Annotated in this window: 20 protein-coding genes and 1 pseudogene; 9 read left to right on the top strand and 12 right to left on the bottom strand. The window is 43.0% G+C overall.

What is annotated here, in order from left to right; translation table 11 throughout:
- Positions 1-102 precede the first annotated feature (102 nt).
- The 3 genes from IGJ17_RS02090 to IGJ17_RS02080 all read left to right on the top strand — a co-directional run bounded on the left by IGJ17_RS02090 (position 103) and on the right by IGJ17_RS02080 (position 3175).
- Positions 103-924, top strand: coding sequence for an SHOCT domain-containing protein (locus IGJ17_RS02090; RefSeq protein ID WP_008376140.1), 822 nt, complete (start codon positions 103-105; stop codon positions 922-924).
- 329 nt (positions 925-1253) lie between these two features.
- A complete protein-coding gene (locus IGJ17_RS02085; protein ID WP_008376141.1) occupies positions 1254-1958 on the top strand; it encodes a helix-turn-helix domain-containing protein in 705 nt (234 codons plus the stop codon).
- A 107-nt stretch (positions 1959-2065) separates the two neighbouring features.
- Positions 2066-3175, top strand: coding sequence for an ABC transporter ATP-binding protein (locus IGJ17_RS02080; protein ID WP_008376142.1), 1110 nt, complete (start codon positions 2066-2068; stop codon positions 3173-3175).
- A gap of 129 nt (positions 3176-3304) precedes the next feature.
- On the opposite strand, the gene IGJ17_RS02075 is transcribed toward IGJ17_RS02080, so the two are convergent.
- The 5 genes from IGJ17_RS02075 to chvE all read right to left on the bottom strand — a co-directional run bounded on the left by IGJ17_RS02075 (position 3305) and on the right by chvE (position 9368).
- Positions 3305-4825, bottom strand: coding sequence for an alpha-L-fucosidase (locus IGJ17_RS02075; RefSeq protein ID WP_016619659.1), 1521 nt, complete (start codon positions 4823-4825; stop codon positions 3305-3307).
- A 220-nt stretch (positions 4826-5045) separates the two neighbouring features.
- On the bottom strand, positions 5046-5381 hold the full coding sequence (locus tag IGJ17_RS02070) for a PTS sugar transporter subunit IIB (RefSeq protein ID WP_008376144.1): 336 nt from the start codon (positions 5379-5381) through the stop codon (positions 5046-5048).
- A 12-nt stretch (positions 5382-5393) separates the two neighbouring features.
- Positions 5394-6590: a multiple monosaccharide ABC transporter permease gene (gene mmsB / locus IGJ17_RS02065; RefSeq protein ID WP_005227258.1), complete on the bottom strand. Its 1197-nt coding sequence runs from the start codon at positions 6588-6590 to the stop codon at positions 5394-5396.
- 1 nt (position 6591) lies between these two features.
- Entirely contained in the window at positions 6592-8121 is a 1530-nt protein-coding gene (gene mmsA / locus IGJ17_RS02060) for a multiple monosaccharide ABC transporter ATP-binding protein (protein WP_429947002.1), read from the bottom strand.
- A gap of 146 nt (positions 8122-8267) precedes the next feature.
- Positions 8268-9368 (bottom strand): multiple monosaccharide ABC transporter substrate-binding protein, encoded by a 1101-nt coding sequence (gene chvE, locus IGJ17_RS02055; protein ID WP_086372573.1) that lies wholly within the window; start codon positions 9366-9368, stop codon positions 8268-8270.
- 232 nt (positions 9369-9600) lie between these two features.
- Between chvE and IGJ17_RS02050 the strand changes: the two genes are divergently transcribed.
- The 3 genes and pseudogenes from IGJ17_RS02050 to IGJ17_RS02040 all read left to right on the top strand — a co-directional run bounded on the left by IGJ17_RS02050 (position 9601) and on the right by IGJ17_RS02040 (position 13595).
- The gene (locus tag IGJ17_RS02050) at positions 9601-10605 is read left to right on the top strand and encodes an ABC transporter substrate-binding protein (RefSeq protein ID WP_194199303.1); all 1005 of its coding nucleotides are present in this window, start codon (positions 9601-9603) and stop codon (positions 10603-10605) included.
- 10 nt (positions 10606-10615) lie between these two features.
- Positions 10616-12064: pseudogene (locus IGJ17_RS02045) on the top strand (sensor histidine kinase).
- Positions 12042-13595: a response regulator gene (locus IGJ17_RS02040; protein WP_005232247.1), complete on the top strand. Its 1554-nt coding sequence runs from the start codon at positions 12042-12044 to the stop codon at positions 13593-13595. The pseudogene IGJ17_RS02045 and the gene IGJ17_RS02040 overlap by 23 nt, the downstream one beginning before the upstream one ends.
- Positions 13596-13672: 77 nt before the next feature.
- Here the strand turns inward: IGJ17_RS02040 and IGJ17_RS02035 are convergent, their stop codons facing one another.
- The gene (locus IGJ17_RS02035; RefSeq protein ID WP_005232250.1) at positions 13673-15745 is read right to left on the bottom strand and encodes a DNA topoisomerase III; all 2073 of its coding nucleotides are present in this window, start codon (positions 15743-15745) and stop codon (positions 13673-13675) included.
- Positions 15678-16055 carry a DUF1033 family protein gene (locus IGJ17_RS02030; protein WP_005227251.1) on the bottom strand — a complete coding sequence of 126 codons (378 nt, stop codon included), beginning with the start codon at positions 16053-16055 and terminating at the stop codon, positions 15678-15680. The genes IGJ17_RS02035 and IGJ17_RS02030 overlap by 68 nt, the downstream gene beginning before the upstream one ends.
- Before the next feature lie 312 nt (positions 16056-16367).
- Between IGJ17_RS02030 and IGJ17_RS02025 the strand changes: the two genes are divergently transcribed.
- Positions 16368-17228: an AAA family ATPase gene (locus IGJ17_RS02025; protein WP_429961049.1), complete on the top strand. Its 861-nt coding sequence runs from the start codon at positions 16368-16370 to the stop codon at positions 17226-17228.
- Positions 17229-17724: 496 nt separating this feature from the next.
- Here the strand turns inward: IGJ17_RS02025 and IGJ17_RS02020 are convergent, their stop codons facing one another.
- Genes IGJ17_RS02020 through IGJ17_RS02000 form a run of 5 tightly spaced genes read right to left on the bottom strand, consistent with a single transcriptional unit; the run spans position 17725 to position 20984 of the window.
- Positions 17725-18477: a class II aldolase/adducin family protein gene (locus IGJ17_RS02020; RefSeq protein ID WP_008376153.1), complete on the bottom strand. Its 753-nt coding sequence runs from the start codon at positions 18475-18477 to the stop codon at positions 17725-17727.
- 17 nt (positions 18478-18494) lie between these two features.
- On the bottom strand, positions 18495-18746 hold the full coding sequence (locus IGJ17_RS02015) for a hypothetical protein (RefSeq protein WP_008376154.1): 252 nt from the start codon (positions 18744-18746) through the stop codon (positions 18495-18497).
- Positions 18747-18774: 28 nt separating this feature from the next.
- Positions 18775-20166, bottom strand: coding sequence for a PTS galactitol transporter subunit IIC (locus tag IGJ17_RS02010; protein ID WP_087664823.1), 1392 nt, complete (start codon positions 20164-20166; stop codon positions 18775-18777).
- Between the two features lie 36 nt (positions 20167-20202).
- Complete coding sequence (locus IGJ17_RS02005) at positions 20203-20502, bottom strand: PTS sugar transporter subunit IIB (RefSeq protein ID WP_005227245.1); 300 nt, start codon at positions 20500-20502, stop codon at positions 20203-20205.
- A 20-nt stretch (positions 20503-20522) separates the two neighbouring features.
- Positions 20523-20984 (bottom strand): PTS sugar transporter subunit IIA, encoded by a 462-nt coding sequence (locus IGJ17_RS02000; RefSeq protein ID WP_087664821.1) that lies wholly within the window; start codon positions 20982-20984, stop codon positions 20523-20525.
- A 281-nt stretch (positions 20985-21265) separates the two neighbouring features.
- On the opposite strand from IGJ17_RS02000, the gene IGJ17_RS01995 reads away from it, so the two are divergent.
- Together IGJ17_RS01995 and IGJ17_RS01990 are read left to right on the top strand one after the other, a co-directional pair.
- Complete coding sequence (locus tag IGJ17_RS01995; RefSeq protein WP_429961048.1) at positions 21266-22027, top strand: DeoR/GlpR family DNA-binding transcription regulator; 762 nt, start codon at positions 21266-21268, stop codon at positions 22025-22027.
- Positions 22024-22980, top strand: coding sequence for a 1-phosphofructokinase family hexose kinase (locus IGJ17_RS01990; protein WP_429947000.1), 957 nt, complete (start codon positions 22024-22026; stop codon positions 22978-22980). The genes IGJ17_RS01995 and IGJ17_RS01990 overlap by 4 nt, the downstream gene beginning before the upstream one ends.
- Positions 22981-23047 lie beyond the last annotated feature (67 nt).

The raw sequence follows: 23047 nt of genomic DNA, 5'->3' as shown, positions 1-23047 counted from the left end.
CGACAAAATACCCTTATTTTCATCAGAATAAAACGAATAAAAACGCTATTTGTTGTATAATTGAATAAAATATTACTTATTACGTTTAAGGAGGTAAGTATTTTGACGAGAACACCTAATGAAACCTACGAGGAACCCATTATTCTGTATTCAAAAAAATATCGAGAGAATCGCAGACATGATGCCAGCTGTCGTTGGTTCATTACGAAAAAAGGCGTCTGGATAAACAACACCCATCCAAAAATCCCGGATGAAAAGATTCCCATGGCAAAAATTGCCGATGTGGAATTACATATAGGCAAAGGTCTCTTAGTGGACTACCTCCGACTGCAGGTACCAGGTAATTCTCATCTGCTTTATTTCACCAATCGAATCGATGCCCAAAAAGCCTATGAATTTTTAACGGATCATTTGGCAGCACTTGGCGGACAATCAGCCAAAAGTTACGTGGATGAAGAGGCTGGTAAAATCAAATTACTGTCTTATCATTATCGTGATGCTTGGATCATCGCAGAAGATACCCTCACGATCATCGACTACAAAAAGAAAGAAAAGCAGGTTTTGCAGATTCCCCAGATCACCAGTGTCAGTCTGAAAGAAGTTGCCGAATCTGGTCTTTGGAAAGGCAATGGCTTCTTGGAACTGTATATTGGCGGCGGGGCAATCAGAGAAACCCATTCTCGCAGAAGGACGGAACCAAACCACTCCCTTTGCTTTGCCGAAAAAGACCTGCTGATTGCTCGGATCATACAGCGCTATCTCACTAACTTCCCCCGTAAGCATGCGATACTGCCCCCGCGACCAACTGTAACCCCGACGGAACAGGTCATTGCTGATCTTCGCGAACTGAAAATGTTGGTCGATGAAGGAATTTTGACTGAAGAAGAATTTGCCTTAAAGAAAAAACAACTGTTAGGATTATAGAAGCCATCGCTTCGGGAAAAAAGCAGTCCTCCTGCCATGCAAAGGCAGAGATTTCGGTGAAGGGCTGTGCTTTTTTCTGGGAAAATTTTGAACGGTTTTTTTAGAACATGCTATACTAAATGAAGAATACGTAGAGTATCTCAAAGGAGGTCTTTCTCATTTTTTCTTTTAATGACATCAAAGCGCGTTTCCCCCAGGCAACGCTGCATGACAAAGTATCCACAACGAAGGACATCGAATCCATCGCTTTCGGCAAAAAATATATTTGGCTGCCAACTGACCAATTAAGTGACAGTGAAAAACTGCTGATCCAACTGGGAAACGGCTCTTTGCAACCAGAAATCGATAACCGAAACCATCCATGGTATCCGATTTTATTTGAACATCAGCCCGTTCAAGACCAAACGTGGGTCCGAATGCTGCAAGTTCATTTCACCCGAACCATTGACTCCTTGCAATCCGAATGGCTCGCAGAGATCCAGCAAATGCTCCCTAGCGTGGTGGATCTTTTTTTCCTCACCGAAGACCATGCGGTGATCGTAGAAAAACAAGACGACACTAATTTACCCATCGAAGATCTCGACGGCTTATTCGTGGCTTTGGATATGGATTTCGACTGCTATTCTCAGCTGTTCGTCGGTCCCTTCCATCATCCGCGCCACGATTTCACTACCTTATGGGCAAGTGAGTCTACCCTGTTCAAAAATGAGTTAAAAACGAAAACCACCAGTAAAAGTATGGATCTGCCCAAAGTGGTCTTTTCTCTTTTTCGCAATGGCTTTTCCGAGTATATTTCCTTGTTTCGTACCTTATATCTAGATTGGTTTGAAGAAGAGACCGAAACGATCATTCAATCCCTGTGGCGCAATCAAGGCAATGCAAGCTCCACAGCCAAAGAACTGTTCATGCATCGGAATTCTCTCCTATATAAGATCGATAAGTTTCAAACACTGACGCGCTTAAATTTAAAAAATATGGATGATCTGCTGCTTTGCTATTTATTGATCGATCAGTTCACCCATCAGAGCAATTAAACAACCTGCACAAGAAAACGTTTTTTTCTTGTGCAGGTTTCCGTTGCACATTCGAAGCGTTTTCATTTATGCTATTCATGTAAACTAAATGGAAAGAGGTAATCCCAATGGTAGAAATGGCCTTAAAAAATATCCACAAAAAATATGACAATAATGATGCGTATTCGGTAACTGATTTTAATTTAGATATCGCGGATCGCGAATTCATCGTTTTCGTTGGACCTTCTGGTTGTGGAAAATCAACAACCCTTCGAATGATCGCTGGTTTAGAAGATATTTCTGAAGGCGAATTGAGCATCGGTGGAAAAGTAATGAACGATGTGGCACCAAAAGACCGCGACATCGCGATGGTTTTCCAGAACTACGCATTGTATCCCCATATGACTGTTTTCAACAACATGGCATTTGGTTTGAAATTGCGTAAATACGACAAAGAAGAAATCAAAAAACGCGTAGAAAATGCCGCTGAGATCTTAGGTTTGACAGAATACTTAGATCGTAAACCTGCTGCCCTTTCAGGTGGTCAGCGTCAACGGGTTGCCTTAGGCCGTGCCATCGTTCGTGATGCCAAAGTCTTCTTGATGGATGAGCCGTTGTCAAACTTAGATGCGAAATTGCGGGTTGCCATGCGTGCGGAAATCGCAAAATTACACCAACGTTTAGAAACAACGACGATCTATGTAACCCATGACCAAACAGAAGCGATGACCATGGCTGACCGGATCGTTATCATGAAAGATGGTTTCATTCAACAAATCGGTTCACCAAAAGAAGTCTACAACACACCGAAAAACATTTTCGTTGCCGGCTTTATCGGTTCACCAGCAATGAACTTCTTCAATGTTACGTTGAATAACGGTATGATCTCTGATGGTCAAAGTTTGAATTTACGTATTCCTGAAGGCAAGAATAAGATTCTTGTTGAAAAAGGCTACGAAGGCAAACAATTAGTCTTTGGTATTCGTCCAGAAGATATCCACAGTGAACAAATCGCATTGGAAGCTTCTCCTGAAGCAACTGTACGTGCTGAAGTGGTCGTATCTGAACTATTAGGTGCAGAAACAATGCTTTATACACGTGTAGGTGCGACTGAATTTATCTCGAAAGTTGATGCCCGCGACTTCCACCGTCCAGGTGAAACAGTTGATTTAGCTTTCAACATCAACAAAGCGCATTTCTTCGACAAAGATTCAGAAAATGTCATCACACTTCCTTAATTTGTAGTTACCATGCACTGTTCTCGGATTTGCCCCCTAGGCAGTCGCATTTAACTAATATCCACTTTTATTCCTTATTTGTATCCCTCAAAAACAGACAGTCAGCCGACTGTCTGTTTTTGGGTTACTTTATTCTTCCTGAGGCACATAGCGCGCGGCCATGGTTTGAATGATCGGTGTTTGCCGAACTTGAGTAAAAACGATTTTGACAGCAGACACGCCGACCGCTTCAAAGCTGATGATTTTTTGATAGCCGATCGTCACTATTTCGGTCAGTAACTGTGGTCCTGCTACAGTTTGCAGAAAAATTTTTGCTTTTTCTACCCGTTGCCCATATTGAATCGCTTCCTTCAATACAAGTGAATTGATGACGACCGGTTCTGCAAAATGTAGGGTCAGCCATGGCCGTTTGTCTTCCAAGTCCGGTTTCCAATACTGGCCAAACGCTTGAGATAGTTGGAGCTTATCCATTCTGCTGGACACACTGGTTGAAGAACTCGCAAACGTGCCGTTCCTTTCAGTCGTCACCTCTTTCAATTGTTTAATCGAGTGACCTAATTGCTGCAATGCCTTTTGATCCGTTGGATGGATCATACCATCCGGCATCGGCGGCACATTAAGTAGAAAAGAACTATTGCCCCCAACGATCTGCTTGTAAAAAGACCAGAGCTCAGCGCCGCTTTTTACTTGTTGGTCTTCTGATGGATGATAAAACCAGCCGGGGCGAATCGATAAGTTGACCTCAGCAGGGTACCAAGCCAATTCGGCAGCTTCTTTAATGCCGTACTTTTTCAGCGCTTGTTGGCTTCCTAAATCCATTTCCATACTGGAAATCGATTGCCGAAACGCTGTGCTATCGGCTTTTTGCGAATGACTCGCTGTTTTTTCAGCATCCTTTAATGCTGCTGGCACCACACTCCATTCTTGAAGTCTGGTTTGCCCCGCTTCGTTTCCTACCCAACGGACATCCGGTCCGCAAACCGCAATCACTGCATTGGGTTGCAGCTCTCGAATCACTTGATAATACCGTTCCCAATCATAGTTTTGGCGTTTTCCATTGGGTCCTTCACCATTGGCCCCATCTAACCATATTTCGAATATATCACCATAATTGGTTAAAAGTTCTGTCAACTGCGCCGTATAAAAATCATCATAGGCTTGCCCCATTCCATAACAAGCTTCATGCTGATCCCAAGGCGATAAATAAATGCCGAATTTCAGGTCTGCTTGACGGCAAGCATCAGAAAGTTCTTTCACTAAATCACCTTGACCATTGCGCCAGGGCGTTGAAGCGACTGTGTAAGCAGTGTGCTGGCTTGGCCATAAGCAAAAGCCGTCATGGTGTTTACAGGTCAAAATGATTCCCTGCATACCGCTTTGCTTCATTGCAGAAACCCATTGATGACAGTCTAGCTTTTGCGGGTCAAATACCGTTGGCGACTCATTGCCGAGCCCCCATTCACGATTGGTCATCGTATTGAGACCAAAGTGGATAAAGCCATAAAATTCCAGCTGCTGCCACTGCAGTTGTCGTTTACTGGGGCGAATCTGGGTAAGTTCAGCTGGTTCGATAATCTGTTCCTCCATTCTATGAGTTGTTTGCTGCTTTAAAGAAACAGATACAAGATCGATTCTTGACTGTTTCCTCATTGGAAAAGATCCGCCGCCTTTACTGTACTTCCGTCATCTGTCCACTCACTGGCAAACAAAGCTCAAGAACTGACCGAAGCAGCATTCAATCGACGGTTCTTCCCTATCAGGTGATCAAACTACTTTACGATAAAAAGAGTAGTGCTTGCTTGGGGGATTCGCAAGGCACTACTCTAAACAACATATTCAAACGCTAAAAGACACATCTTTTTACGCGAGCCTAGCGATCGTTTTGTAAAAGGGTCAGGCTGTCTGTAAGGACAGCTTCGCCATCTAACAGCTCGTAATCTGTTTCTTTGATTAATTTATATGGCACCGCTTTGACCATGAGAAAGTCTTTTAATCGATTGACTTCGTACTTCGACTGCGGACCGATCAACAAAGCATCGACTGTTTGCTGCTGCAGGATCTGTTCAGCAATGATGGCTGGTGCCGAATAGATATGCACAGCTAGCCCTTTTTCATCTGCGGCCCGCTGCATGTTTTTCACTAAGAGACCCGTAGTGATGCCGGCGGTACAAATCAATAAAATCGTCTTTTGTGCTTGGTCCTCCATAAACAGGCCCTCCTACGAAATTTTCTTTTTCTTATTGTAGATATCCAGCACGACAGCCAGCAGCAAAATCAACCCTTTGATGGCTTGCTGCCAATCGACACCGACCCCTAAGATCGACATCCCATTGTTTAAGACACCCATCACGAGACCACCAACGATCGCCCCCATCACAGTACCAATACCGCCTGAGGTAGAAGCACCGCCGAAATACACTGCGGCCATTGCATCTAATTCCATTGACGTTCCCGCTTGCGGTGTGGCTGCATTCAACCGAGCCGCTAAAACCAAGCCCGCCAAAGCTGCCATCATCCCCATGTTCACGAAGACCCAGAAGGTGATTTTCTTCGTCTTGATTCCCGAAAGTTCGGCTGCTTTTTTGTTGCCGCCGGTTGCATAGATTTGCCGACCAGCGACGGTTTTGTTAGTCAAAAATCCATAGGCAGCCACGATCACCCCTAAGACGATCAAAATGATCGGATACCCTTGATAAGAGGCAAAGATGTAGGTAGCACCGAGAAAAACAACCGCAGTAAAGACGGCTTTAAAGGCAAAGGCTGCCATTGATTCCACTTCAAAAAGATTTTTTTTGCGGCGCTCACGGGTCCGCCATTGGCCTAAAATCAGGATGCCCGTGATCACTACACCTAAAATCATGGAAAGTAAATGGATCTGACCGCCTGCAATATCTGGCAAATAGCCGGTGGAAATTTGTTGGAATGCCTTGGGAAACGGTGCCAATGATTGACCGCCTAAGACGACTTGGGTCAATCCTCGAAACATTAGTAAACCAGACAAGGTCACGATAAATGCTGGGATACCGACATACGCGACCCAGAAGCCTTGCCAGGCACCGATCACTGCGCCCATCAGTAAGCAAAGAGGCACTGCCAACCAAGGACTGATGCCGTTATTGACCATCAAGACGCCTGCAATCGCACCGACAAACGCCATCACGGAGCCTACGGATAGATCGACATGTCCTAACAAGACGACCAAAAGCATACCGGCTGCTAAAACGAGAATATGACTGTTTTGCAACACGAGGTTGGTGATATTCAGCGGCCGCCAGAAAATTCCGTCGGTCATGAGCTGAAAGGCCACCAATAATACTGCTAAGATAATGATCATACTGTATTTGCTAAAGATTTCCAGTGCCTTTTCTTTCAGCGAATGGCTGCGTTCTTTTTTTAATTTATTGGTTGTTTCCATCTCAAACCCCACTCTCTTCTAGTGTCATTAGATTCATCAATCGTTCTTGGTCTGCCTCTTCCCGTAACACTTCGCCCGTGAAGCGGCCTTCGTTCATCGTGTAGATCCGGTCGCACATGCCTAATAGTTCTGGTAACTCCGAGGAGATGATACAGATGGCTTTGCCAGCTGCTGCCATCTCTTCGATGATCGTATAGATTTCGTACTTCGCCCCGACATCGATCCCGCGGGTCGGTTCATCTAAAAATAAGATATCTGGTGTGGTCATCAGCCACTTTGCCAAAACGACTTTTTGCTGATTCCCACCACTCAAACTGCCAACGTTTTGATAGATTGAATTGGTTTTCGTCCGCTTTTTTTTGCGAAATTCTTCTGCCATCGTGACTTCTTTTTCTTTATCGATGACCCCTTGGCGGCTGATTTTGGCAAGACTAGCGATGGTGGTGTTCTCGCGAATATCCATCAGCAGATTCAAGCCCAACGCTTTTCTGTCTTCCGACACATAGGCTAACCCATTTTTGATGGCGGTTGGCACGTCTTTGACAGAAATCGGTTGGCCGTCTTTATAGACTTCCCCCGAAATCGAACTGCCATAGGAATGACCGAAGACACTCATGGCAAACTCTGTCCGTCCCGCACCCATCAAACCGGCGATGCCGATGATCTCTCCTTTGCGGATCATCAAGTTCAAATTTTCATTCACCACACGGGTATGGTCGATTGGATGATGGACCGTCCAATTTTTGACTTCAAAAAACGGTTCACCAATAGCGGGTTTCCGCTCTGGGTAACGATTGGTCAAATCTCGCCCAACCATACCGCGAATGATACGCTCTTCAGAGATTTCGGCCCCGCTCAGCGTCTCGATCGTTTGCCCGTCTCGTAAAATCGTGATGCGATCCGCCACATTGACGATTTCATTCAGCTTGTGGGAGATAATGATCGAGGTGATCCCTTGGTTGCGAAACTCTTTGATCAGCTCTAACAGATTGGCACTTTCTTCTTCATTCAACGCCGCGGTTGGTTCATCTAAAATCAACAATCGGACGGATTTTGAAAATGCTTTGGCAATTTCCACCAGCTGTTGATGCCCGACACCGATTTGTGAAACCAGCGTATTCGGGTCTAATTTCAAGCCAACGATCTTTAAGAGGTTATCTGTTTTCTTTTCGGTCAGATCCCAATCAATAATGCCGTGTTTGGCTTGTTCATTTCCTAGAAAGATATTTTCTTTGATCGACAGGTAAGGACTTAAGGCTAACTCTTGATGAATAATAACAATTCCTTTGTCCTCACTGTCCCGCAAATCTTTGAACTTGCATAACTCCCCTTCATAATAGATCTCTCCATCATAGCTGCCGTAAGGATAGAGTCCGCTTAAGACATTCATCAGCGTGGACTTGCCAGCGCCATTTTCTCCACACAGTGCGTGGATCTCTCCTCGCTCGATCGAGAGGTTGACGTTATCAAGGGCGCGAACCCCTGAAAACTCTTTGACGATGCCTTTCATCATCAAAATATTATCTGCCATGTTCTTTCACCCTTTTCCTTTTTATGTAAAAGTGATGCGCTCCCTTTGTAAGAAAAGCGGAAAGAACGAATACTGGGGATGATTCGTTCTTCCCTGCTGCTTTAGGGGAAACTAGCATCTTTTCTCGCTGGATCTGCACTCCTTGCTTAAATGCCCAGCTCTTCTTCTGTATAGTAATCGGTATCGATCAATTCTTCTTTGTAGTTGTCGCTATCCACAGAAACAGGATTTGACAAGTAGGTTGGTACGACTTTGACGCCATTATCATAGGTTTCAGTATCGTTGACCGGCACTTCCTCGCCATTGGTGATGGCTTCGATCATTTCGATCGTGTTTTTCGCTAACACCCGTGTATCTTTAAAAATCGTTTGGGTTTGTTCGCCCGCGATGATTGATTTCACTCCTGCCACCGTCGCATCTTGACCGGTGATCACAGGCAGTGGTTTATCAGAGGAACCATAGCCCACACCTTTAAGCGATGAGATGATTCCTAGGCTGATTGGATCATAAGGTGAAAGAACAGCATCCAATGTTTGATCCGTATAGTTGGCACTCAACAAATTGTCCATCCGAGCTTGCGCGGTTGAACCATCCCAACGCAAGGTAGCGATTTGGTTGAAGTTGGTTTGACCGGAAGGAACGACTAGCTGTCCGCTGTCAAAGTATTGTTGGAAAACCGAAAGGACCCCATTATAATTGATCAGTGCATTGTTATCATCTGGAGAACCGCCGAATAATTCAATGTTAAATGGTCCTTCACCATCTTTGAGGCCTAATTTGTCTTCAATATAAGACGCTTGCAGCACGCCGACTCCAAAATTATCAAAGGTGGCATAATAATCGACGTATTCCGAGTTCATCAGTAAACGGTCATAGGCGATGACTGTGATGTCTTCGTTATGGGCTTTTTCCAACACGTCCGTCAGTGCCGAACCATCGATCGAGGCGATCACTAAAGTATCAACGCCTTTGGTGATCATGTTCTCAATTTGTGCCACTTGGTTTTCTACTTTGTCTTCTCCATATTGCAGGTCAGTTTTATAGCCAAGCTTCTCTAATTCCTCTACCATATTGTTGCCATCTGCGATCCATCGTTCTGCCGATTTGGTCGGCATCGCGATCCCAACAAATCCTTTGTCTCCGTCACCGTTTGCCCCGCTATCTGATCCATTCCCACAAGCTGCTAACAATCCACCAACCAATAAGGTGGATGCTAGGACGACCAATTTACCAAAAGTACCTTTCATTGTGATCCCTCCATGTCTTTTTCTTACATATTCAGTATAGCTAGTTAAGGAATCGCTTACATTTAGATTTTTTCGAGGTTTCTTGGATTTCTTGAGAAAAAACGGCCCAGTTACCCCCTTTTCTCTTCGGAATCTTGGATTTTTTAAGATTCCCTTGGTTTTTATTTGATTTGATATTTTGTGTAAAGCGCTTCCGTATTTTTTAGTAGAATAGACCATAGAGGTGAAAAAAATGAGGAATATAAAAATTGGGTTGTTCGTCTGTTTGTTTCTAGCTTGCTTGGCTGGTTGCCAAGCAAACAAAGAAACAACCACTGAAACAGCGGAAGAAAGTATTGTGATCGGTTTTTCCCAGTCGGGAACGGAAAGCAGCTGGCGTAAACGCCATACGGAATCGATCCGCACTGAATTAGAGAAGGAAGGCTATGAAGTCCTTTATCGTAACGGTTATATGAATCAAGAGCGACAGATCCAAGATATCCGTAATTTTATCGTGTATCAAGTCGATGCCATCGTCTTTACCCCCATTCAGGAAAACAATTGGGAACCGATTTTGGAAGAAGCGGCCCAAGCTGGGATTCCCGTTTTCGTGGTAGATCGACATGTCAATGTCAGCGATCCCTCTTTATTTTTGACCCATATCGGGCCAAGCTTCAAAGCCGAGGGCAATCGTGCAGGTCTCTACGTTAGTAATTATTATAAAGAGCATGAGAACAAAACAGTCAATGTTTTAGAATTGACGGGACTGGATGCTACGTCCCCGACGTATTTGCGCTCAGAAGGGTTCCGAGAAACCATCAAGCGTGATTATGCCCATAACAATGTGACGATCCAAGTCGTAGACGAATTAAACGGCGATTTCATCCGCCGTAAAGGCAAAGAAGTCATCGAACAATACATCGAAGCAGGCAAAATGGAACAGATTGATGTCTTGTTCAGCCACAATGATGAGATGACGTTGGGTGCCCTAGAAGCCTTAGAAAAAACCGATATTGAGCCGGGGAAGGATTTAGTGATCGTATCGATCGATGCTCAAAAAGAAATGATCGATAAATTGAAGCAAGGAGTGGTCAATTGTGTCGTTGAGTGCAACCCAGATGCCGGGGTGTTCGTCAAAAATGCCATCTCTCGCTACTTGGCTCGCGGCGCCGATGCCATTCCTCGTGAAATCTATGTCCATGAAACAGTTTTTTCCAGTGACATGGATTTCGATCAGATTCCACCGAGAAATTATTGAGGAGATGAAGATGAAAACAAAAAGTATCAAGGGCATCTTTCAACAGACGAATAAACTGATGATCCTCGTCGCCTTTATTCCCCTCGTACTAAGCAGTGTGTTTTACTCGCGGCAGATTTTCATTTAGCAAAATACCATCAACAATATTGAAGAAGCCAATCAACTATCGGAAAAAGTCGATGCCATTGTCTTGGAGGAGATGTGGGACTTAGTCTTTGGCCAAAAAACCGTCGAACAAGTCCAAGAAACCAATGTAATTGAGGAATTGAGAAGCGACCTGCAACACATCCAAGAAAATACCAGCACTGCGAAAGAGCTCAATATTTTAGCGGTCGCCTTTCGGACGCTCGATTCTTTAGAAACCTATCAGCAACAGTTGATCGACAATATTCTCAAGGATGAGCCGGTGGAAAAAAACCAATACGTCATGATCCAAGTGGATTCGGTGATCGATTTGCTATCCGATATTTTGCAGCAATTCGTCGGGGTAGAGATCAGCTTAGCCAGCCAAACCAATCACGAACTAGTCCAATCGGTATTGTTACTGATCCTTTTTCAAGTCGTGTTGCTTTTGATCATCTTTGCGATCATCAATAAAAACCGGCGCTTTGTTCGGGACAATCTGCAAGACCCATTGGATCGGTTATTAGATCTTTCCAACGAACTATCCCAAGGACATTTGAGCTACCGAGCAGAACTGCCAGAAACCCCAGAACTGCGGACCTTGACGAGTAGCTTGAATCGAATGGCAGATGACTTGACCCGGCTCTTGGAAGAAAATGCCTTGAAGCAGTATCACTTAGCCCAAAGTGAGGTGCGGGTCTTACAAGCCCAGATTACCCCACATTTCATCTATAATAGTTTAGATGCGATCGTTTCTTTGATTGAAGCTGCCCGTTACGAGCAAGCAACGGAAATGACCTATGCGTTATCGGATTTTTTCCGTATCTCCTTAAGCAAAGGGCAAGACTGGATTCCTTTGGAAAAAGAATTGCGGCATGTGGGCGATTACTTGAAGATTTTGCAGATTCGCTATGGTAGGATGCTGTCTTACACCATCGAAGATCAAACCGTCAGTCCAGAACTGCAGGTTTTGAAAATGGTCCTGCAGCCCCTAGTTGAAAACGCCGTTTATCATGGCACCAAGTTTGTCCGTCGCGTCGGCATGATTCGAATTACAGTGTCAGAATTGCCTCACCAGATTCAAATGACCATCAGTGACAACGGCATTGGGATCGACCCTGACCGTTTGGAGGAGATTCGTCGTAACCTTAAAGAAACCACTGATCCCGCCTCTGAGAGCGGCTATGGCCTATATAACGTCTATCGCCGTCTCCAGCTGAACTACGGCAGCGAAGCGCAACTGACGATCCACAGTCAATACCAAGAAGGCACCACGATTAACGTCACAGTACCAAAAAGGGAGGAACCCAACCATGTACAAAGTGTTCATAGTTGAAGATGAACATCTGATTCGCGATAGTTTACGCCACCAAATCATGACTCTCGCCAAACAATACCCGATCGTTTATAGCGATGAAGCCGCCGATGGCGAATTGGCGCTAGCTTCGATCCTTGATCTGCGTCCGGATATTATTATCAGCGATATCAAAATGCCGTTTATGGATGGCTTGGTCTTTGCGAAAGAAGCCAAAAAATTATTGCCGCAAGTTCGCATTATTTTTGTTAGCGGCTTTGATGATTTTGACTATGCAAAAACGGCACTGCAGCTGCAAGCAGACGATTACTTACTCAAGCCCATCAAAAACGAAGAATTAGAACAAGCCATCAAAACCGTCGTTCAACACTTAGATGAACAACAAACCACCCATCAGCAATTATCCAAAGAAGACGATTTATTCGAAATGGAAATCAAAAAAAATCACTTTCTGAATCATCTCTTTAAACAAAAGATCACGATCTCAGAAGCTTTTTTGCAAGCAGAAGAACTGGGACGGCGCTTTTCAGGCAAACAGTTTTGTGTGCTGTTAGCAAAAACCCCCTTCAATCAAAGTTTTTCTGACTACACTCGCTTTAGCCAGCAGCTGACCAAAGCCTATGAGCAAGATGATGCCGTCTTGTTCTCCAGTGTCTCTAGCCGCTTCATCAAGTTTTTACTTTTTGACCATGACCGAGAACAAGTTTTAGAAAAAGCCTATCAGATCGCTCAAAGCCTCGTTCATGGTTCTGGGGAAGAAGTGGCAGTGGCGATCGGACCTATAGCAGATCGTTTCTCGGGCATCCCTCTTTCTTATCAGAAAGCTCGTGACATGCTAAAAACCTATGGCAGCATCCGCAAGGAAAAAATCATCAGCTATGAAGATGACATTCGGGAAGGGGAACTGTCCCCCACCAATCCTTTCAAAACCGATCTTGCTTCAAGACTGGCAAATGCTGGGAAACAGACGATCCCTGAGCTGACCGATGAATTGATGGCGCCTCAAGGGACCGTTGAGCGAACGCAAATGTACCGTTTGTTCGTCTTGGTCGAATTGCTGGCATTATTGAAGAAAAAAGACAGTCATTCGCTGCCCCAGATCGTTCAGCACGCCCATGACTTAGACTATCTAGCGGCATTGACCCATGAGCCAGAGAACTATCAAACGACTCTGGCAGAACTGTTGCCGCTATTGACCAAACAACCCATCAATCCTGCAATGGCGAAATATCAAAGCGTCATCAATCAAGCCAAAGCCTTTATCAGTGAGCACTTTTCTGATCCCAATATTTCCTTAAATGTAGTTGCTGAAAAAGTTCATTTGAGTCCGGCGCACTTCAGCACCATCTTCTCGCAAGCCACTGATTCTACGTTTATCGAATACTTGACCGAGCAACGATTGACCTTAGCTAAGGAACTGCTGTTAACGACAAATCTACGGCTATCTGAGATCGCCTTTGATGTTGGCTATAATGACCCAAATTATTTTTCCTTTTTGTTCAAGAAGAAAGAAAGTATCTCACCGAAAGAATACCGTCAAAAAAATGCCTAGTTGAATGAATGGATACAAAAAAAGAGTGAGGGACAGCAAAATCGTCCTCACTCTTTTTTATTTTCTACCTCATTCAGTTATTTCTTCTCCATAGCAGCTTTTAAAGCAGCTGCTAATGGGCTTTCTTGCGGTTCTTCTTGATTGATTTTATTCATCAAGCGGCGTTCTTCGTGTTTCGACAGCTTTTTGCTGCGCTCTTTTTTATCCGCCATTTTTTCGGTGGTCCCATCGAATTTACAGCGGAAATAGGCGCCATTTTTGCCCTCAATGATCTCCATCTTTCGGTGACATTGCGGGCAACGTCGGTTTGAAACTTTCGGGTCTTTCCGACGACGGTACTTGCAGGTGCCACTAGAACAAACATAGATCTTGCCATCACGGGTATTTTTCTCCCGCAATGGTTCGCCGCATTCTGGACACCGTTTTTGGGTCAATGAGAAATCTTGGTACTTGCTTTCGCTTTGCTTGATTTCTTTGACCAGTTGTTTGGTGTCTGCTTCGATTTGTGCGAGGAAGGTTTGGGCAGAATAGGTGCCTTTCGCAATGGCTTCCAGTTCCTTCTCCCATTTTTCCGTCAACTCTGGTGTCACCAAGGAAGGATTGACTAAGACTAACAACTGCTTGCCTTTTGGCGATACTTGCAAGCCGCTTGGGGTCCGCTCCATCAGCTCAGATTTGATCAGCTTTTCAATGATCTCCGCACGGGTTGCCGGCGTACCGAGACTATGTTTTTCCATTTTACCTAAAAGAGTTCCTTCATTCAACGGTTTCGGTGGTGTGGTCAACTCTTTCTGGATGGTGAACTCAGGCTTGACGGTACTGCCTTTTTGCCAAGCTATGTCACTGGTTTCTTCTTCAGAAGTCGTTTTCCATCCCGCTTCTAACACGGTATTGCGGTTGAATACAAAGGTTTCTGAACCAAAGGTCACGGTCACTTTCTGCTGCTGCTTTTTATGGGGTTTCGCAAAGAGCATTAAGAAACGACTAACGATCATTTGATAGATCCGTTGTTCATCGGTAGTTAATTTTTCATAACGTGCCCGCTGTTCCGTTGGCAATAGGGCATGGTGATCGGTAACTTTTTTATCATTGAAGACAGCTTGCTGCACCACTTGTCCGCCATTTTTCAAGTATCCTTTGACTTCTGGGGCAAAATCCGCAACTGCCTGCAGGCGTTCCTTCATGGTTGCCTTCATATCATTAGTCAAATACTTGGAATCCGTCCTTGGGTAAGTGACGATTTTATGGGTTTCATACAAGCTTTGAACAAGCGACAAGGTCTTCTTGGCTGAAAATCCATAACGCTGATTGGCTTCTCGTTGGATCTCGGTCAAATCGTAGGGCAATGGTGCACTTTCTGTTTTGACCTTTTCTTCGATCGCTGTCACGCGACCATTTTGTTGACTCATTTGCTTGACCAATGCTTCGGCGTCGCTGCGTTCTTTTAGTTGATAGGGATTTTTTTGCTGCAGGCGGGCCTTGGCATCGCCTACGTTTAGGGTAATCACATGATAGGTTTGCGGACGGAAACTCTCTATTTGCATTTCCTGACTGCGCACCAAAGCTAAGGTAGGGGTTTGGACCCGACCCGCACTAAGATTGTCTTGATATTTGACCGTCAATGCCCGCGTGACATTCAACCCTACCAGCCAGTCGGCTTTTGCCCGCGCAAGGGCGGAGTAGTAAAGATTGTCGTAGTGCTTGGCTGACTGCAATTTTGCAAAGCCTTCTTTGATGGCTTTAGGGGTTTGCGAAGAAATCCACAAACGTTTGACTGGTTTGTCAAAACGAACCCACTCCAAAATCCAGCGAGCGACTAGCTCCCCTTCTCTTCCCGCATCGGTAGCGATCACGACTTCCCCGACATCTTTTCTTTGAGCCAATTGTTTGATGGCTTTTAGTTGATGACCGGTTTTTGGCAACGGCTTGATCCCGATGGACTTAGGGATCATCGGTAACGTTTCCATCTGCCATGATGCCCACTCTTTGTTTAAATCTTCAGGCATTTTCAAGCCCAATAAATGACCAAGGGCCCAAGTAACGATCGCCTTGGGTCCTTCGTAATAATTTTTATGTTTTTGCTCACAGCCCAAAACTTTGCTGAGGTCTTTGGCAACGCTTGGCTTTTCCGCTAGAATTAGTTGTTTCATAAAAATCTTTCCTGCTTTCGTCGACGACTTGCTGATATTCTTTGAGCAATGCCAGTCCAATATATTGTTGGAGGTAATCGTCGCATTCTTCGCACCAGCGTTCGTCTTCTTCATTCCAAAAAGCCGTCATAAAGTTTGATTTTGCATTTATGTACGAATACTCTTCTCTGATTTCTTGCCATTTTTGTTCATAAAATGACTGCGCCTCGCTGAAAGTTGCAAATGTGAACGCCTCTTGAATATCTGACTGCCATCCCTCAAAAAACCACCACGGTTCATTGTCCCCATACATGACTACTACTTGATACATTCCATTGCTCCTTTCACGATTCCTTCCCCATATTAGTCACTTTTACTTAAACTTGCAAGGAATAAGTTTCAGCATTTAAACATCGCTTAAAGAATTCATTAAACCTTCGTTTTTTTGTACGTTTTATCGGTTGCTTAAGATTACATCATTTCTATGCCCTTATAGTCTAGCACAGAAGTTTCCTGTTGTGAATATAACAGGAAAAGATTAAAAAAATATCAAACAAGATTTATTTTAACCTCGCAAAAAAAAATTTATCTGTGATGGATATGCTACAATAATGGCAACCATGAAACTGCCAGGAGGTGCCCCATGTATCTCGAACAAATCACTTTTCCCGATCAAGAAACCGAGTTTGATTTTTTCCTTTCTATCCAACGGACTGTCTATGATTCTTACTACCCTTTTCAGATTCTCAGTGCCCGCCGTTTTCAGCAGATCGATTTTGAACCAATCACGATTTTATATGGCGGCAATGGTTCTGGCAAAACCACTGCATTGAACGTGATTGCCGAAAAGATCCACGCGCAGCGCTTTGCTGCGTATAATCGGTCGAATTTTTTCGAGGACTATCTATCCTACTGTTCTGCTCGTAGCAACGACGAACCGCAAGAAAAAGTGCTATTGACCAGCGATGACGTCTTTGACTTCATGCTTGATATTCGAAACTTAAATCATGGGATCGATCATCGCCGAGAAGAAGTGTTTCAAGAATACTACCAAGCAAAGTATGCGGACTTTCGTTTCACAGGTTTTGACGATTACCATGAATTGAAGAAAATCAATCTCGCACGATCCAACACACAGTCCAAATTCACCCGCAAGCACTTGATCGACAACGTCCGAGAATATTCCAATGGTGAAAGTGCCTTTCGCTTCTTTCAAGAAAAAATTCGTCCCAACAGTCTTTACTTATTAGATGAACCAGAAAATTCCCTTTCTGCTGATCGCCAGCTGGAACTAGTGCAGTTACTGGAAGATTTTGTCCGCTATGAACAGTGCCAATTCATTATTGCTACCCATAGTCCTTTCGTTTTATCTTTAAAGGAAGCCAAAATCTATGATTTGGATCAAACACCTGTCGATGTTCGGAAGTGGACGCAGTTAGCTAGTGTCCAGCAGTATTACCGCTTTTTTCAAGCACATCAAGCCGAGTTTGATGATCGATCATGACCAAAGCAAACCATTTTCCGTCAAAGATTTCTTTTGGCATTTTTTTCCGCTACACTCACACAAAGACCAAAATCAAATTGATCAGAGCAATATAGAAGGCGACAACTCCCGCAATTTTGCCTCACTTGACTTCTGCTTGGTTATACTGATCGGAATGCTCCGCAATCTGAGCGGACAAAAAGTAGAACTTTTTAAAACAATCAAATACCCTACTAAACCAAATAGTACGGCTAAGGCAAGTTCGTTGATTTGGCTTGAAATGACCTGATTCTGATGAAGCATTACCACCCCTACGGCACTAACGTCCCCTCATTTCATGAGGTTGGCTCTTGTACGATTCATGCCCCTCCCCCTTTCTTTTAAAAATGCCAATGCATCAAAAACATTAATTTTCTGACTAAATTATAGCATATTTTGAATAAAAAAATAAAATCCAAGAACTCGTAAACGAATGTTCTTGGATTTTTATCAATCGAAAAAGATGATTACTTGCTGGCTAATCACCACCAGCAAAAATTTCTTCTTTATTATAAATCGGTGCATGTTTTTTCAAGTCTTCAAGTGTTCCTACTTGTCTCCCTTTGGAGTAAAAACCATCTAACAAGCCTAAAGATTGAAAAATCGTTTGCTTATAGGCAATTTCCGCATTCCATTCCGTGGTATCTAGTATTTGCAAAGCTTTATGGATTGCTTCGATGCCAGATGCTCCTGGCGCACTGATCAGTACCCCATGACTGTTGAGGAGCAACATATTCGGTAAGGCGAGTTGTTCTTTTTTCATGTAATCAGAAACTAATTCTGCTAATTCTGGTGAGCAATTAGGTTCAAAGTCTAGTACAGGAATATAGCCAATTTTTTGGGTCGCTTCTGTTAAGTTAGGCATATCCAATCCGGCGGTTGCCCAAAACATCGAGTGAGGAGAATGGGCATGTAAGACTGCTTTTATCGCTGGATTCGTATCATAAACCGCTTCGTGTAAGTTGATTTCTCGTGTCAGCTGACCAACCCCATCAATCACTGTTCTCGTATGAGGCTCAACGACTAAAATCTGGGCTGGTGAGACCTCTCCTAAATAGGCTTCTGACATCATAGTTGGTGTCATAATAATGTATTCTTTTCCAGTTTCATCGGTTGTTTTAAAAGAAAAATTACCGCCTGCAACATTTGTATTCTTCCGGGTAAAAATCAATTTTACGATTCGTGCTAAATCTTCCCGTTCTCTTTCAAAAATCATCCGTCCATCTGACATATTCAAGACCACCTTTTTTATTTTTCAAACGTTTTGTTGCGTAAGATTGTTTGTACAGCTTCCCTTACTTTAGCTGCTTCTTCCTCTTTTTTCTTTTTTCGTTCATCGTATTCTTTAAAAAGTACTGGACTGCCATATTTGTATACACAGACTGCTAGACCAATCGCTACGACATTAAATAGGTACTGTTGTGTCACCAAAGCTAAGAGATAGCAGCCAATTGCTAGAAAAAGAAGCAATTGCCATTTTATTTTTTCGCTCTTTCCCATTCCTGTCGTCCTTTCCTTTTTGAAAATATTAGCCATTCGTCGCACGTACTTGCGTCGATGGGGTCCCTTGTTCTTCATATCTTTGACTTGGTACCTTTACCTTATTCATATATTTATACAACCAGACAAACATTGCGATAAACACAACGGAACCGACGATACCCAAGATATTTCCTTTAAACGCTTCTGCAAATAAAATTCGAAATTCCGGTCCTTCGATCGAAGACCAAGTGATTTGCTGCCCTTTTTGTATTCCTTCTACTGCGCCGGTTCGATCTGCTAAGCCCGTTAGGATCGGCGTCAAATACGTAGCTGCATATAGATAGATTGGCATCGAAATAACCCCCATGATCAGCATACGAACCAAGTTTCCGCCGGTGAGCAATAATCCACCTACTGCGATCGAATAGTTAATGATTCCTGCTAAAGGCAACACAGCATTTCCCGGCAAGATGATAGCATAGCCAATAAAGACAGGTACCAACAAGATAGCAGTGACCCAAATCTCAGAGCGACCAGCTAATACGGGCCAATCTAACCCAATGTAAACTTCCCGATCTTTAAAGCGTTTTTTCATCATTTCCGACATTGCATCAGCCAGTGGTGAAAGAGACTGCATAAACATTTTTGAGATCATTGGGAACAAAGCCATTGCAGTCGCGATTTGAATAGCTAAGTTCAATGAGCCTGACACGCCATAAGCTGCAGCTAATCCCAAGCCCAAACCAATGAGAAAGCCCATCACCGAATTTTCAGAGAAGATACCGATTTTCTTTTTTAAGGCTTTGGTATCGGCCCGTCGATTAAAGAAAGGAATTTTATCCATAATCACATTGATCGGTAATAAAAGCACTGCTGAAATATTCATCAAGTGGGTCACTGTTACTAAAGGAATACCAGTCAAATCCTCAATGTGGCGTTGGAACATATCCCCCATTTTAAGTTCCAAGATAACCTGTACGATGGCGGTGATAAACCCAGCAAGTAAACTTCCACTGATAAAGTAGACCAGATAGGCAGTCAGCGCTTTGCCCCATACATTCCACATATCGACATTCAACGTCTTGGTCCAGTTCAAAATCAACATGACAAAATTCACGCTAAGAACGACGGCAAAGAAAACAAATGCATAGGACCATGACCAGGTGATACTTGCCGCTCCTGTCCACCCTAAATCTAGCGCAGGCAAGTTCAAGCCAGTATTTTTTGCCAATGCTTCGGAAGCTGGACTAACTGCATTTGACATAAAGCCAATGACCATAGACATCCCAGTAAAAGCAATACCTAACGTGATTGCAGACATAAAGGCTTTTTTGAATTTCATCCCTGCAACCAAGCCTAGGATTAAAATGATTAGCGGCACAAAAATAGCGGAACCTAAACCTAAGATATAATTGATAATGTCTTGAAATACTTGCATTTTTTTCACTTCTTTCTTTTGATAGGATGTTTTGTACTAGCCAATCAATTCTTTGATTTCTTCATAAATCGTATCCATACCCATACCGGTAAGAAACGGAATCCCAGCAAAAACGTGTACACCTAGCTCAGCGGCTTTTTCCAATACTTCATCATCTGGCTGAGCAACATACACATAAATTCCTGTCGACGGCAATTCATTTTGGATCGACTTGTAATCAACTGCTTCAACGGGGAAATCGATTCCGTCATCTTCAAGCATTCCAGCAATTTTACTTGCGATCGTTTGACTTGTTGCAACCCCACTTCCACATGCTACGATCAATCTTCTTTTCATCTTAAATTCCTCCAAAAATTTTATTTTGTATACTGTGTAACTAGCTGATAAATTGCCTGCACTTCTTGTGTTTCAATGAATGCCTTTACAAATCCTTCATCCATAAATAATGCCATTAACGATTGCAGTAAGCCGACTTGCTCTTTTGGTTCTTTGATTCCTAGAAAAAAGAGATCCTTGACCTGCATTTCTTGACTGTCGCCCATTTGCTTCATCTTCACCTCGTTTTTCATACGCACGATCGCAATAAAAGGCTTTTCGACATACGCTGGTTCTGAATGAGGCAAGCCAATATTCAAATACTGTGTAATCAGTCCAGTTGGAAAAGCTTGTTCTCTTGCTAGTAATCCTTCTACATACTGTTCATTCACAAAACCTTGTTGCTGTAATCGTTTTGCTATTTCTTCAAATAGTTCTTTCAACTCCTCTCCTTCCACATCGAGAAAAATTAGCCTTTCATCAAACATGCTCGTATAGCCCACCTATTCTTCCTCCTTGTTCAACTCAAATGATAAATATTGTTAAAGTTTGTTACAATATGTTTTACAATGTAAATATACAATAGTTAATTTTTCTTGTCAACGCTTTCTTTTGGTATTTTTTTCAAACTGATTCCTTTCACCAATACACGAAACTATCAAACTTTAACAAAGATGAACATTTTCCCTTGCTTTTTCCAAAAGTAAATGCTATTAATTAATGTATAAAGAACATCGATAAAAAAGAAACTTAAAAAAATCGTTAATCAACCAGAGGTGAAACTATGTTAAAGAAAGAACGGCAAGAAAAAATTCTAGCGCTAGTGAATCAGCACGATTACTTATCCATTGCAGAAATAGCCAAAACATTAGACGTTTCCGATATGACCATTCGTAGAGATATTACAGAGTTAGCGAATCAATCTTTATTGGTAAAAATCTATGGTGGCGCCCAAAAACTCGAAAAAATCGAACACGAGCTTTCTACTCAAGAAAAAATCGATACGAACGTTGCCGAAAAGAAATTCATCGGAAAAGTAATGAACAGTATCATATCAGACAACGATACTATCTATATCGGTGCGGGAACTACGATGCTCCACGCTTTACCTGAACTAAAAAAAGCAAACTTATTCGTGATCACAAATAGTTTACTTTCTTTTAATTATTTGATTTACAACACAGACTATCGTGTCTTATTGACCGGTGGAGAATTTTCCCGCACGACGGAAGAATTTTATGGGGAAACAGCAGAGAAGAGTTTTGAAAATTTAAATATCGATATCGCTTTTGCTGCTACAAATGGGATCTTTGAAAATAATATCACCACTGCAAATCTTGTTGAAGGTTCGATTCAACGAGTCGCATTCAAACATTCCCGCAAAAAATGCATCGTTGCAGATAGTTCCAAGTTTAATCGCTCTGACGTTTATACCTTCTACTCGCTTTCAGATATCGACTATTTGATCACTGATGATAAACTTTCTGAGACTACTTTTGACTATTATCGTTCCTTTACAGAGATCCTCAAGGAGGAACAAAAATGATTTTAACCATCACAATGAACCCTTCCATGGACTACAACTATCTTGTTCCTTCGCTAAAATTGGATCAAGTAAATCGGGTAGATAACCCACATACATCAATTGGAGGAAAAGGCATCAATGCTGGCAGAGTCATCGCACAATCTGGGGAAGCCGTTTTATTGACAGGTATTTTAGGTGGACCTGTAGGCAAAACGATCCTTGATTCTTTACTAGCTGAAGAACGTTATGTATTGGATTTCCTCACCATCGACGGCAATTCTCGCAATGCGATCACGATCATGCATGACGGTAACACTCATACTGAGCTAGTAGAAAAAGGACTTTATCTGTCGGAGGAAAACGAACAACTTTTTTACCAACACCTTGCAGCAATAATTAAACAACACCCCATCACGGTCGTCTGTATTTCTGGATCAGTAAATTCTGATAATGGACACTTTCACGATCAGTTGCTTCAATTCATCCGTCAATCATTAGGTGAACAAGTCCCGATCCTCATGGATATAGCTGGGGAACAACTAAAAAATTGTTTGACTCAAACGAATGCTCGTCCGAATTTTATTAAACCAAATCAACAGGAATTAGAAGAACTAATGGGTCAAAAATTGCATTCATCGCAAGACATTTTCTCTGTCTTAGAGAGCACTCTTTTCGAAGGGATCGACACCGTCATGGTTTCTCAAGGCGGCGATGGGGCAATCGTTAAACACCAGTCGACTTTTTTTAAGATCGAGATCCCTAAAATCGCCATCGTTAATACGACTGGCTGTGGCGATTCAACCGTTGGTGGTATGGCTGTTGCAATGAATAAACAGTATCCAATAGAACAAGCATTGACCTATTCTATGGCTTGTGGCATGTCTAATGCGCTTTCGAAAACAAACGGTACGATCGATCCTGCACAAGTCGCTGCATTTAGCGAACAGATCCACCTTTTCAAGATCAAAGAATAATCGGCTACCTATTTTTGGTTCTCTTGATTACGCAAAACATTCGTTGGTACAAATAAAAAAAGCCCTA

It is taken from the genome of Enterococcus sp. DIV1096b (assembly GCF_050498765.1).
GTDB lineage: Bacteria > Bacillota > Bacilli > Lactobacillales > Enterococcaceae > Enterococcus_D > Enterococcus_D entomosocium.
This window is presented reverse-complemented; position numbering and strand designations above follow the sequence as displayed.